Raw genomic sequence first — 12132 nt, forward strand, 5'->3', positions numbered from 1 at the left:
ACTGATTAAGTTGATGCTCAGGCTGATACGGGCCCATCGCGCTCAGAAATCAGTCTCTTAGCGACCTGGGATGCCTCATCGTGCGACGAGACCAGCTTCAAAGGATAGCCCCAGAACTTGGCGAAGGCCACGCCGAAGGGTTTAAATGCCAACCTCTTAACAGCGCTGGGTTCGATCACGATCATTGCCAGCACGAGCGAACGAAGTTCTGCCTTGTGTTTCTTCATCCACAGCGAGGTGCGTTTCTTCTCTTCCTGACTATGTTCGTGCTCCTCGTTTGGAGCGGAGTCGGTCAGGATGACGAACGGTGTGCCGCGCTTAAGATTTGCCTCGAATGCTTCGAAGTCCTCGTCGTGGTCGTGATCGGGGCCTTCGTCATAACTTATCCAGACGAGCGGAAATTTCGTACTGTCGAAAGGCATGTTTCTTCTCCTTGCCGTAATGATTTCAATTCAGGCGGATGTGCCGCCACGACATGACCAGTGCGACTGCGGCGGGTAGCGTGACGGCGAGCAGTTCCAAGGCAACGAGATGGCCGCCGTCGCGCAGGCCATCCGATACGCCGCCAAGCGTACTCATGACGGAAACAACACCACCGATGACGAGCATCGCCCAGTCGGTTCCGCGCTTTCCGGCAAGCGCAAGCACTGGAGGGACGACCCAGGCACCGTAGAAAACGGATACTGCCCACAATGCCGTGGGGCCGAACGTGATGGCCTTCATCGTCCCGCCGCTACCGACATAGCCGTTCAGGTAGGAGAAGCATTGGATCGTGACGAAGAGTGCAGCGCCGACCGCTGGGACGAGCCACGCGAGTGCGAGTTCAACTGGCTGCTTTCTGATCACGTCGACATTCTCATCCGGAGGGATTTGGTGGGGCCGCTGAATGCTGCCCTTCTCGAAGAGGCGCGCGATCGTGATCGCCGCTTCTCTCGTCCGTTCGAACGGCATATGGCGAATAACGGATGACGTCATTGCGCAATCCGGCCATGATATGTTTCGTTCCGGCCGAACCCTCAGATTGCCGAGTCTCTTTGATGCATATCGATGTCCGCAGTGACTGGCTTTCCTATGTCGATCAGGTTCCCCGGGCCCTTGTCGCGGCCAACACCGTCACCAGTCTCGATGCCCTTGAGCAATCGTCGCGGCACCAGCATCAGAAAGCGCAACTGCTCTTGACCGTCCGTGGCGTCATCAATTGCGAGGTGGAAGATGCCGTCTGGATCGTGCCACCACAATGCGCCGTGTGGATTCCCGGCGGGCTGCCCCATACCGCTTTCGGCTCGGGCGAAGTGGAATGCATATCCCTTTTCATCGAGCCTCCTGCAACTCTGGCTCTACCGAGCAAATGCTGCACGATCACCGTATCGCCGTTGCTGCGCCATTTGCTGATGCGGGCGAACGAGCTGACCGAGCGCTATCATGTCGATGGTCCCGACGGCCGGATCGTGTCCGTTATTCTCGATGAGTTGGCTGCCGCCCCAGTCGAGGACCTCCGCCTCCCGATTCCCAGCGATCCGCGTCTTAGGAAACTCACCGATCTGTTGATCGCGGCACCGGCTGATCATGCCACCGTCGCACAGTGGGCCTCGCGGATCGCGCTCAGCGAGCGCAGTCTGAGCCGTATGTTGGCGGAAGAGGTCGGCATGAGTTTCGGCCGCTGGCGGCGACAGCTGCATATCGTTCTTGCCTTGCGACATCTGAGTGCCGGTCAGACGGTCCAGGCCGTCGCAATGGATCTAGGCTATGAAAGCGCCAGCAGCTTCGTGACCATGTTTCGAAAGATGGTTGGCAAGCCACCAAGCCGCTATCTCCTCGAGCGACTTCGGCCTGCCTCCCTCGATCATGGTCAACGATAGGCGCTGCTGGGGTTTGACCTACGATCGCCGCACAGCTCATAGCCTTTCGACGTCGTGCTCAGGCTGGCTCGTTGCCGAGCCGATCTCGGAGCCCCGCGAATGGCCAGTTCATCCGAAACCCGACATTCACCACCGATTGCCCGAACGACGGCTTTGTCCCAAACCTCGCCGTTTACAACCGGGAGCGGCTAGGCCTTCGAACTCGATCCAAAACATGAATGAATGGCATAAGTTGGGGAGCGGGGAGGGCGGCCTGAACGACCGGAAATGGGTCTGAATTACTCACAGCACGACAAAGGCGATCATTCGTTATCGGCGCTGAGAACGTCATGAGCGCAGCATCTTCGGTCTAGTGGTTGTCGTTTAACGCTGGCCATGTCAGATCGAACCTCTGGAGGTATTTTCTCAGCCGGTCGGCGTCATTGGAGGAGCTCCGCTTCGCCAGCGACGCGGCGAATAACATTCGCCCAGCCTCTGATAGCGAGCGGCTCCGGCGGCAGATGTCGATCACGTGGGCCAACTGAACACGGTCGAAGAGATCGAGCTCGGCCATTCGCTCTGCCGGCACAAGGCTGCCAAGCCCGTCGTCGACGGCGGTACCGGTCGACCATAGCCGTCTCAACCTAGCGATCTCCGACTCCACGCAAGAGGCGTCTATTCGTCCACTTGGACTGAACGTCGCCATGCGGGTCACGCTTGACGCAAGATCCCGGAAATTGCCGGTCCAGCGCGCGTCAGGATGGGTGGCGAACGTCAGGTAACGGTCGCGCGCTTCCTTGTTGAACGTGACCCGCGTTCCTTCGCGTTCGGCGAAGCGGTCGAGTTCGTAATCCAGATTGGGGCCGATGTCCTCGTGGCGGTCGGCGAGACCGGGCAGGGCGAACGTCCACAAGTTGAGCCGCGCGTATAGGTCGTCGCGAAAGCGCCCGTCCGCTACGGCCCGGCCCAGTTCGCGGTTGGTGCCGGCCAATAGTTGGAAATCGGATGCTGCCTCGCTGTCTGCTCCCACTGGCAAGAAGCGCTTGTCCTCGATTGCGCGCAGGATCATGGCCTGCTCGTCGAGGCCAAGCTCGCCGATCTCGTCGAGAAACAGCATCCCCTTATCGGCCGTCCGCAACAGTCCGGCGCGATCGGCTGTTGCCCCGGTGAATGACCCCTTCTTGTGGCCGAATAGAGCCGACATCGCGCTGTCGCCCTTCAGCGTGGCGCAGTTCACTTCGACGAACGCGCCCTTGACTTGGTGCTTCAGCCGCTTGAGGTCGTAGATGCGCCGAGCCAACTGGCTCTTGCCTGCACCGGTCGGACCCATCAGCAGGACCGGCGCGCGCGAGCGGGTGGCGACCTGCTCGATTTCGTCGATCATCGCGTTAAAGGCGCGGTTGCGCGTCTCGATCCCCGACTTCAGGAACGAGGTGCTCTCGGCGCTTGCGGCGCTGAAGCGGGTGGCGATGCTGTCGTAACGCGAAAGGTCGAGGTCGATCGCGTTCCATGTGCCAGCGGGCTCGGCCGTTCCCCGCCGCGGCTGCGTTTGGAGTAGGCGGCCCGGGAGGTAGTGCGCCTCCGTCAGGAGGAAAAGGCAGATCTGCGCCACGTGCGTGCCGGTAGTGATGTGGACCAGATAGTCCTCCGCCTCCGGATCGAACGGCGATCCACGAACGAAATCGAGGAGCTTGCCGTAAACCTCCTCGAAGTCCCAAGCGTCGGCAAAGTCGATCAAATAGGGCTCGACCCGCGTCTCGGGCGACACGGACCGGATGTCCTCGGCGACAAACTCCGCCAGGCGGCGGTGCGGCGTACCATGCAGGAGCACGAAGCGATCGACCCGCAAATCCTCTTGCATCACGATACCGACGGAGGGGCGCCACTTGCTCCAACGGGACGCGTCCGGCTTGCTGCCGTCCAACGTCGAACCGAGAAATCCGATAACAACCAAAGGCTTCATCGTTATCCTGTGGAATAAACTATGATCCTTGTCGATCGATTACTCGACTGCAAGACTTTGAAGCGGAGGCGAGAGAGCGGGTAAATATTGATTAAAAACAACGAGCTATAGGATTTGTGATCAACCCGGGAGCATTTGGCACGCCATCTGCAAAAGTTGTGAGCGTCGGGTCGAATGGTATCGAACAGCCCGACACCGCGGCCGGGGTGGCTGGAATAGGTCAGCCACCCCAATCCGCGACAAGACAGAGTACCGGAGGCGACCATGACGACCAATTATGACTTCCATGCCGTCGAGGGCGGCGTACCGATCAAGATGTGGACGCGCGGCGTTCCGGTCGACGACAAGGCGCGAGCGCAGCTGGCCAGCGCTGCGCGGATGCCGTTCGTCTTCAAGCATGTTGCCGTTATGCCCGACGTGCATGTCGGCATCGGCGCCACCATTGGCTCGGTCATTGCGACCAAGGGCGCGGTGATCCCCGCGGCGGTCGGCGTCGATATCGGCTGCGGCATGATGGCGGCGCGGACCTCGCTGACCGCCAGCGACCTGCCCGACAATCTGGAGGGAGTTCGCGCCGCGATCGAACGCGCGGTGCCGGTCGGCCGCGACGTCAAGATGGGCAAGCGCGATCCGGGATCGTGGGGGGATCCGCCTGCCGCGATCGTCGAGGCATGGGCGACGCTTGCCGGGCGTTTCGGGAAGATCGTCGCCAAATATCCGAAGCTGGGCAAGGCCAACAATCTGGTCCACCTCGGGACGCTCGGCACCGGCAACCACTTCATCGAAGTCTGCCTGGATACCGAACAGCGGGTTTGGGTGATGCTTCACTCGGGCTCGCGCGGCGTCGGCAATGCGATCGGTACGTTCTTCATCGAGCTGGCGAAGCAGGACATGCGCAAGTGGTTCCTGAACCTGCCCGACGAAGACCTCGCCTATTTCCCGGAGGGCACCGACCATTTCGACGATTATGTCGAGGCGGTCGGCTGGGCGCAGGACTATGCGGCGCTCAACCGGCGGATGATGATGACCAACGTGATCCGGGCGATGCGCGGCGTCATCGCCAAGCCGTTCGATGCGGAGCTGGAGGCGATCAACTGCCATCACAACTATGTTGGGCGGGAGAACCATTTCGGCCAGAACGTGCTCGTGACCCGCAAGGGCGCGGTGCGCGCTGCGACCGGCGTCATGGGGATCATTCCCGGATCGATGGGCGCCAAGTCGTTCATCGTTCGCGGGCTTGGCAACAAGGAGGCTTTCGACAGCTGTTCGCATGGCGCCGGGCGGGTGATGAGCCGGACCCAGGCGAAGCGCGAGGTCACGCTGGCGGAGCACGTCGCCGCGACCGAGGGTGTCGCCTGCCGCAAGGACCAGGGCGTGATCGACGAGAGCCCGCGCGCCTACAAGCCGATCGAGGCCGTGATGGCGGCGCAATCCGATCTCGTCGAGATCGTGCATACGCTCAAGCAGGTGGTGTGCGTCAAAGGCTGACGCACACCATGTCCGAACGAGAAAGAACGACAATGATCGAGATCGACGGCTCAGAAGGCGAGGGCGGGGGGCAGGTCGTTCGCAATGCGTGCGCGCTGTCGCTGGTCACCCGCTCTCCCTTCCGGATCACCAAGGTCCGCGGTGGACGCGAGAAGCCGGGACTGATGCGTCAGCACGTTACCGCAATTGAGGCTGCATGCACCATCGGTGGCGCGACGTGCGAGGGACTGACCGTAGGATCGTCCGAAATCCTTTTTCGTCCCGGCCAGGTCGCCGCCGGGGACTATCACTTTGCCGTGGGGACGGCGGGATCGACCGGTCTGGTGTTGCAGACGGTATTGATGCCGCTCGTTCTCGCGGATCGGCCGTCGCGACTAGTGCTCGAAGGCGGCACACATAACATGCTCGCGCCGCCCTTCGACTTCATCGCCAAAAGCTTCCTTCCCATCATAAATCGGATGGGCCCGACCGTCACAGTGCGGCTCGTCAGGCCCGGCTTCTATCCGCGTGGCGGCGGTCGGATCGAAGTCGACATAACGCCTGCTCCGCTCCGTGCTATCGACTGCGTCGACCGGGGCGTGCTGGTTGATCGTTCGGCGTTGGCAATGTTCGCGGCGATCCCGCCGGGGGTCGCCGACCGCGAAGTCGCGATCGCTCGCAAGCTGCTCGCATGGCCCGACGACGCTTTTACCGTCAGAGAGCTCCCCGAGAGCCAGGGGCCGGGCAACATCCTTCTGCTGGAGGCCGCCTTCGAGCATGTGACCGAAGTGGTTAGCGGTTTCGGCAAGCTCGGCGTGTCGGCGGAAAGGGTAGCGCAGACTGCGGTGGGTCGCATGACCGGTTACCTCGCATCGGACGCGTTCGCCGGTCCGTATCTGGCCGACCAACTGCTTCTTCCGTTTGCCTTGGCGGGCGGGGGCACGTTCACGACAGTGAAACCGAGCCAGCACAGCTACACGGCCGCAGCGGTTATCGAACGCTTCCTTGGTCGGCGTTGCGGTTTTGCGCAGCTGCCCTCGGGAACTCACCGTGTGGAGGTGCGGTAAGCGACCAGACGCAGCTACTACCCCATTTTACACGCTTTTCCCCCCACCTCGCCCGCGGTCTTTTCGAGGCGCAAAAGGTGCGATTGATCAGCGACCTAAAAACGGCCTAGGTCCTAGCCCGGTTCGCCTGCTGCAAGGTCCTCGCAACGGTGCGATCTGGTGCAGTTTTCGAGCGTTGGGTGAACAGGTTTGAAACCTGCCAGCCGGTGCGTCAAACCCCGCATGCGATCTCCTGATAAGGCTTTGCATGCAGTCGACGAACTGGCGTTTACAGTAGGTGCATCGTTTCCGTTTACTATGGAAATGGAAGATGCTCTAAAAGTTTTGCCGCATCGCCAGCGTGCTCGATTAACTTAGTTCCTGCCTCTAAAGCTTGGTCAATTTGAGTCAATCGACTCAGCCATTCACCTAACTTCACTAATAAAGATTTTTTGGGTTCGTCAGCTTTTGAAGCCTCTTTAGGTGCAACCGCATCTGCCTTTGCACGACTGACGCTGAAAACTAAACTCCAATATGTTTCGAGGGCGGCCTCCATTCCGAAGACTGGAATATGTCGAAGCAAAGTGGCGAGTGCCGCCATCTTTTTTTTCAGTATTTCTACTACGGCAGGATCTACCCCCGACCAATCGATACTAGCAGAAAAGTTGTCAATCTCTGATGCGAGATCATCTGCTTCAGGGATATGCTCCACCTTTGGTTGCGCGCCAACCGCCAACAGAGCCATGGAAATATACCCTACATAAACCCGGAGCATATCGGCAGTGATAGGAATGGGCTCAGCTAAAAACTCCGGACGAAACGCCCTCTTGAGTATACCGACAACCCTCAATAGTGGCTCAACTATTTCCCCTGATATAGCCCTTTCTCTAATTTCAGTCTCTGCACCATCCAAGCTTTCTTTCAGCATTGCAGCGATTTGTAGGTCTAGGCCCCCCGCGTTCTCAGGAGATATCCGCTGTATTATGAAAACAGGGGTTACGGACGAGTTGTCAATCACAAGCTCAGCAAGCTTTAGCATCCCGAGGACGCATCGTAAGCCTTGGTAGTCCATCATTCCCCCAGGTCGTGTTCGATCGATTTAGTGTTTGAATTGAACGAAATACTATCGTGCCAATCGCCGTCAACCTCACACCGACAAAACACCTTACAACTTTACGGGCATCTGTTGGAAATTCGGCACCGAAATTGCGCATCCCCTCCAGGATGCACGGGACGGCGCAAGCCGGCACGCTCACCCGCGGTCGCTGGATGTTGAACCTGTGGGGTTCGGGGGCTCGGGGGCTTGGTGGAGCCTCAAACTGCGCACGCCATAGGCGTTCCTTCTATATTTATATCTTACAGGGCCTCTGTGTGACCGCTCGGCGGATTTGCACTATCAACGAAAACGCGGACGCGGGCGAGGATGGCGCGCAGCTCGGGACTTTGGACCTCGGCGATCACGTCGTCGATGGTTGCGGTGTCTAGCTTCTTCTGGCGTGCAAGCTTCTCGGCAACGGCGCGTACGAACTCGCTGGGCTTACGGAGCATGCGGCGAACGCACTCACGCACTGTCGGTGGCTGTAGCAGGATGAAGGCGTTAGCGATCTGCTCGCTCTGCTGTTCGTCAGGCTCGGCATTCTCGATCGGTACGCAGCGCCGGATCCAGTCGAGGAACCCACAGGCCTTCAGTCGATCGAGGGCCTCACCGACGGCGCTGCGCGACCGGTGTATCTTGTCCGCGATCCACTGATAGGTCGGATCGAGCCGGCCGTCCTTACGACCGCGAAGGCGAAGCAGACAGCGCAGCACTTCGAGGCCGATCGCGCCCAGGGCACCGTTGCGCTTTCCCGGTAGCTTGGTCTCATGGTCGAACGCCTCGGCCGCGCGCATCCGCGCATTGTGTTCGGTCTTCGGAAACATGTTGTGCGTGCGCCAGAGGGACCCCTCGGACCCACCGGCATTGTGGCTGTTGCGGCGCACTGGCGAGTTTGACCGTGCGCGGTCGCGGATGCCGGTGGTGACTTCGCTAAAGGAGCGGGCAATGTTGCTCGTGCCGGAAGGAGCGCGGGGGGAAGTGGCGGCGGGCAGTGAATTCGACATCGTGTCGGCTCCCGAAGGAAGTCGATGGCAGGCAATCGGCCGGCGCTAGGGCGGGATTGCGGGGCTCGATGTCGATGGTCTCGCCTCCGGTGCGTTTCCGGTGCAGCCCGTTTTGGATAACGGATTTCTGCGGGCTAGAAGGTGCGGGGCTCTAGAGTTTCCCGAGCAAGAACGTTAGAAGTCCGGGCTAACGGCTTCGTTCGTAATGCGGGGGTCACAGGTTCGAGTCCTGTAAGCGGCACCAGTCCATATAGAGAACATCTCTGGAAAACCGCAGAAATCTGCGGTAAACTGCTCATCAGTGTTCCCACGAAATCTCACTTTGTTCCGCCGTGGCCCACCTGAAAGGGGCCACTAATCATGGGGCCACGAACGGTGCAGGAGGCGTGCCCCATGCTTATGGTTGTGCAGAATCGGGCGCTGAAACCGGCAGAGCGTCTTTATAAAGTTGCTGATGTCGATAGGCTGTATCTGCTGGTGCAGCCATCCGGCGCACTGCTCTGGCGCTTTCGCTACAGATGCTGTGGTATCGAGCGGAAGCTCTCACTCGGGTTGGTAGAACGGGCACGAGTGCACTGTGCTTCTCGTTTTGCGTTCTTCCCTGGGGCTTCAGATCGATCGTCGGGGCGCCCGGCGACCACCGCTCCCGAGGTAGCAGCTCGGCATTGGCCGCGTGGTTCCGTGCCGCGATAAGTTGCGCGATTGAAGCCTCGGTCGCGGCTCGCGCCGAGAATGCGAAATGGTGATTTCACCTTTATCGTTACGCCATTCGATAGGCTGCTGCTTGGACTAGGCGCGTCACGCGTGAACGAAAATTGACGCGCATGCCATCGCGCATGTCGAGCCATGGCTAAGCGGTCGTTAGGCGCTTAAGGCCTGCTCTGCATTGAGAATGCAACGACCTAAGCAAGGCGGCTCGCAATCGTGTCGGCGGAGGCGTGCGTGCTGCCCCACTCGATTTTATAGTCGGCGATCCCGTCGGTCAGCAGGTACGCCTTTGTCTGGGTGAGCGATTGGCCGCACGCTTGGCAAAATGCTGGAGCTTCGCCTTTGTCAGCGAGATGCATCTTATCGAGGAACAGGATCGTAACATCCGGTTCTAGCGTATTGAGCTATAACAGCGCGGTGCGGATCGCCGATCGATGAGGAAGGGCTGATCGGGGTCTCGCCATCAGGGCTGGTGCAGCCCCGCCCGCGATCGCGCTCACCTTGGCTGCTAGAGCCGTTTGCGCGAACGACCGGTTAAAGGTCATCTAAATCTTCCCGCCGCGACCTCCTTACAGGTCGTATAGTCCTGTTTGGTATTGCTCAGAACTCAGCGTAGTTATCAATGTGGCGGTAAGCCGAGGCTATAGTGAGCCGCCCGGTGGAAAGTACAGACAGAGTAATGATCGGAACTTATCTATTATAAATCTGGTCAGTGGCGGATAAGTCGTGGTCTTCCGGAACCTTTCCCGAAGTACCACGGCCTATCCACCCGCTAAAGTAGCTTACGTCGCCTGGTTGGACGATACAGGCTTGGCCGTGACGTCGAACCGGTCGGCGTTCATGACCTTGACCCATGCCTTGACGAAGTCGCGCACGAACTTCTGTTCGTGACCGTTCTCGGCATAGACTTCGGCGGTAGCGCGCAGTTGCGAGTTCGAGCCGAAGATCAGGTCGGTACGAGTCGCCTGCCACTTCTTCTCGCGACCACCACGATCGTAGCCGATGAACTTCTCGTCGCTCGACGTGTCGACCAGATCCCAGAACGTGTCGTTGTCGAGCAGGTTGACGAAGAAGTCGTTGGTCAGCTGGCCCGGCCGCGTGGTGAGGACGCCCTCCGGCGCATCGCCGAAGTTCGCGCCTAGTACACGCAGGCCACCGACCAGCACGGTCATCTCCGGCGCGGACAGGCCGAGCAGCGACGCCTTGTCGAGCAACAGCTCCTCGGTCTTCACCGGGTGACGCGTCTTCAGGTAGTTGCGGAAGCCGTCAGCCTGCGGCTCCATCCACACGAAGCTCTCGACATCGGTCCACTCCTGCGTCGCATCGCCGCGTCCGCCGAGGAACGGCACCGACACGTCGTGACCGGCATCGCGCGCCGCCTTCTCGACCGCTGCCGAACCGGCCAGCACGATCGCGTCGGCCAGCGACATGTCGCGGCGCAGCTCGTTGAGCTTGGCCAGGACCTTGCTCAACTGCTCGGGCTCGTTGACCGGCCAGTCCTTCTGCGGCGCGAGTGCGATGCGCGCGCCGTTCGCACCACCGCGGTGGTCCGACCGGCGATAGCTCGATGCCGACGCCCAGGCGGTCTTGACCAGCTCGCCGATCGTCAGACCGCTCGACAGCACGGCGTCCTTGAACGCAGCGACATCGGCGTCCGACGGCGCGGTGCCCTCGGGAACCGGATCCTGCCAGATCAGCGTCTCTTCCGGAACCTCAGGCCCGAGGTAGCGGACGCGGGGACCCATGTCGCGGTGCGTCAGCTTGAACCAGGCGCGTGCGAACGCGTCGTCCAGTGCCGACTGATCATCGCGGAAGCGAAGTGCGATCTCGCGGAACTCGGGGTCCATCTTCAGCGCCATGTCGGCGGTGGTCATCATCGTCGGCACGCGCTTGTTGGGATCGCGTGCGTCGGGTGCCATGTCCTCGTGCTCGGGGTTGACCGGCTGCCACTGCTTCGCGCCAGCCGGGCTCTCGGTCAGCTCGTACTCGTACTTGAACAGCAGGCGCAGGTAGTCGCCGGTCCACTTGGTCGGGTTGTTCGACCATGCGCCCTCGACGCCTGAGGTCGTGATATGGCCCTGGCCGATCTCCTCACTGTCGGTCAGCCAGCCGAGGCCCTGCATATGCACGGATTCGGAAGACGGTGCCTTGAAGTGCGGCGCTGGCTTGGCGCCGTGCGCCTTGCCGAACGCATGGCCGCCAGCGGTCAGCGCAACGGTTTCCTCGGAGTTCATCGCCATCCGCTGGAACGTCGCCTTCATGTCGCGCGCCGACAGGAGCGGGTTCGGGTCACCGCCCGGACCTTCCGGATTGACGTAGATGAGACCCATCTGGATCGCGGCGAGCGGGCCTTCGAGCTCGGGCATGTCCTCGCTGATGCGCGTCTGCGCACCCTCGTTGACCCACAGCTCCTCGGCGCCCCAGAACGTGTCGCCCTCGGAGGCGAACACGTCCTTGCGGCCACCGGCGAAGCCGAAGATCGGTCCGCCCATGCTCTCGATCGCGACGTTGCCGGCTAGGATGAACAGATCGGCCCAGCTGATGTTCTTGCCGTACTTCTGCTTGAGCGGCCACAACAGGCGACGTGCCTTGTCGAGGTTGCCGTTGTCCGGCCACGAGTTGAGCGGCTCGAAACGCTGCTGGCCCGACGACGACCCGCCGCGACCATCGGTCACGCGGTAGGTGCCAGCGGCGTGCCATGCCATGCGGATCATGAACGGGCCGTAGTGACCGTAATCGGCAGGCCACCAAGCCTTGCTGTCGGTCATCAGCGCGGTCAGGTCCGCCTTGAGCGCGGCATAGTCGAGCTGCTGGAACGACTCGGCATAGTCGAACTCTTCGCCCATCGGGTCGGGCGAGACGCCGTGCTGGTGCAGCATGTCGATCGGCAGCGCATCGGGCCACCAATCCTTGTTCGTACGGCCGAGCAGCGAGCGAGCCTTGACCTCGCCGCCACCGTTGGGGCCCATGGGGCAACCGCTGCTCTTGGGCTGTTCGTAATCGGCCATCT

General features: G+C 60.8%; 10 protein-coding genes. 4 read left to right on the plus strand and 6 right to left on the minus strand.

Features of this window, described 5'->3' with window-relative positions:
* Positions 1-17: 17 nt before the first annotated feature.
* Positions 18-422 carry a hypothetical protein gene (locus C8J47_RS01070; RefSeq protein WP_121884103.1) on the minus strand — a complete coding sequence of 135 codons (405 nt, stop codon included), beginning with the start codon at positions 420-422 and terminating at the stop codon, positions 18-20.
* Between the two features lie 25 nt (positions 423-447).
* Positions 448-975 carry a hypothetical protein gene (locus C8J47_RS01075; RefSeq protein ID WP_259467288.1) on the minus strand — a complete coding sequence of 176 codons (528 nt, stop codon included), beginning with the start codon at positions 973-975 and terminating at the stop codon, positions 448-450.
* Between the two features lie 62 nt (positions 976-1037).
* Here C8J47_RS01075 and C8J47_RS01080 point away from each other — a divergent pair, with 62 nt between their 5' ends.
* A complete protein-coding gene (locus tag C8J47_RS01080; protein WP_121884104.1) occupies positions 1038-1859 on the plus strand; it encodes a helix-turn-helix domain-containing protein in 822 nt (273 codons plus the stop codon).
* A gap of 349 nt (positions 1860-2208) precedes the next feature.
* On the opposite strand, the gene rtcR is transcribed toward C8J47_RS01080, so the two are convergent.
* On the minus strand, positions 2209-3801 hold the full coding sequence (gene rtcR, locus C8J47_RS01085) for an RNA repair transcriptional activator RtcR (RefSeq protein ID WP_121884105.1): 1593 nt from the start codon (positions 3799-3801) through the stop codon (positions 2209-2211).
* A gap of 264 nt (positions 3802-4065) precedes the next feature.
* Between rtcR and C8J47_RS01090 the strand changes: the two genes are divergently transcribed.
* Complete coding sequence (locus tag C8J47_RS01090; protein ID WP_121884106.1) at positions 4066-5289, plus strand: RtcB family protein; 1224 nt, start codon at positions 4066-4068, stop codon at positions 5287-5289.
* 32 nt (positions 5290-5321) lie between these two features.
* Entirely contained in the window at positions 5322-6335 is a 1014-nt protein-coding gene (gene rtcA, locus C8J47_RS01095; RefSeq protein WP_121884107.1) for an RNA 3'-terminal phosphate cyclase, read from the plus strand.
* A 295-nt stretch (positions 6336-6630) separates the two neighbouring features.
* Here rtcA and C8J47_RS18800 read toward each other — a convergent pair whose 3' ends face one another.
* On the minus strand, positions 6631-7242 hold the full coding sequence (locus tag C8J47_RS18800; protein ID WP_147454257.1) for a hypothetical protein: 612 nt from the start codon (positions 7240-7242) through the stop codon (positions 6631-6633).
* A 428-nt stretch (positions 7243-7670) separates the two neighbouring features.
* Positions 7671-8414, minus strand: coding sequence for a hypothetical protein (locus tag C8J47_RS01100; RefSeq protein ID WP_147454258.1), 744 nt, complete (start codon positions 8412-8414; stop codon positions 7671-7673).
* 399 nt (positions 8415-8813) lie between these two features.
* Here C8J47_RS01100 and C8J47_RS19765 point away from each other — a divergent pair, with 399 nt between their 5' ends.
* Positions 8814-9107 (plus strand): Arm DNA-binding domain-containing protein, encoded by a 294-nt coding sequence (locus tag C8J47_RS19765; RefSeq protein WP_404969246.1) that lies wholly within the window; start codon positions 8814-8816, stop codon positions 9105-9107.
* 797 nt (positions 9108-9904) lie between these two features.
* Here C8J47_RS19765 and katG read toward each other — a convergent pair.
* Positions 9905-12130 (minus strand): catalase/peroxidase HPI, encoded by a 2226-nt coding sequence (katG, locus tag C8J47_RS01110; RefSeq protein ID WP_121884109.1) that lies wholly within the window; start codon positions 12128-12130, stop codon positions 9905-9907.
* Positions 12131-12132 lie beyond the last annotated feature (2 nt).

Source organism: Sphingomonas sp. PP-F2F-G114-C0414 (assembly GCF_003688595.1).
Lineage (GTDB): Bacteria > Pseudomonadota > Alphaproteobacteria > Sphingomonadales > Sphingomonadaceae > Sphingomonas.

Coding starts and splice junctions, on each gene's coding strand:
- C8J47_RS01080 (WP_121884104.1), top strand. CDS start 1,038: ATGCATATCGATGTCCGCAGTGACTGGCTTTCCTATGTCGATCAGGTT.
- C8J47_RS19765 (WP_404969246.1), top strand. CDS start 8,814: ATGGTTGTGCAGAATCGGGCGCTGAAACCGGCAGAGCGTCTTTATAAA.
- katG (WP_121884109.1), bottom strand. CDS start 12,130: ATGGCCGATTACGAACAGCCCAAGAGCAGCGGTTGCCCCATGGGCCCC.
- C8J47_RS01070 (WP_121884103.1), bottom strand. CDS start 422: ATGCCTTTCGACAGTACGAAATTTCCGCTCGTCTGGATAAGTTATGAC.
- C8J47_RS01075 (WP_259467288.1), bottom strand. CDS start 975: ATGACGTCATCCGTTATTCGCCATATGCCGTTCGAACGGACGAGAGAA.
- rtcR (WP_121884105.1), bottom strand. CDS start 3,801: ATGAAGCCTTTGGTTGTTATCGGATTTCTCGGTTCGACGTTGGACGGC.
- C8J47_RS18800 (WP_147454257.1), bottom strand. CDS start 7,242: ATGCTGAAAGAAAGCTTGGATGGTGCAGAGACTGAAATTAGAGAAAGG.
- C8J47_RS01100 (WP_147454258.1), bottom strand. CDS start 8,414: ATGTCGAATTCACTGCCCGCCGCCACTTCCCCCCGCGCTCCTTCCGGC.
- rtcA (WP_121884107.1), top strand. CDS start 5,322: ATGATCGAGATCGACGGCTCAGAAGGCGAGGGCGGGGGGCAGGTCGTT.
- C8J47_RS01090 (WP_121884106.1), top strand. CDS start 4,066: ATGACGACCAATTATGACTTCCATGCCGTCGAGGGCGGCGTACCGATC.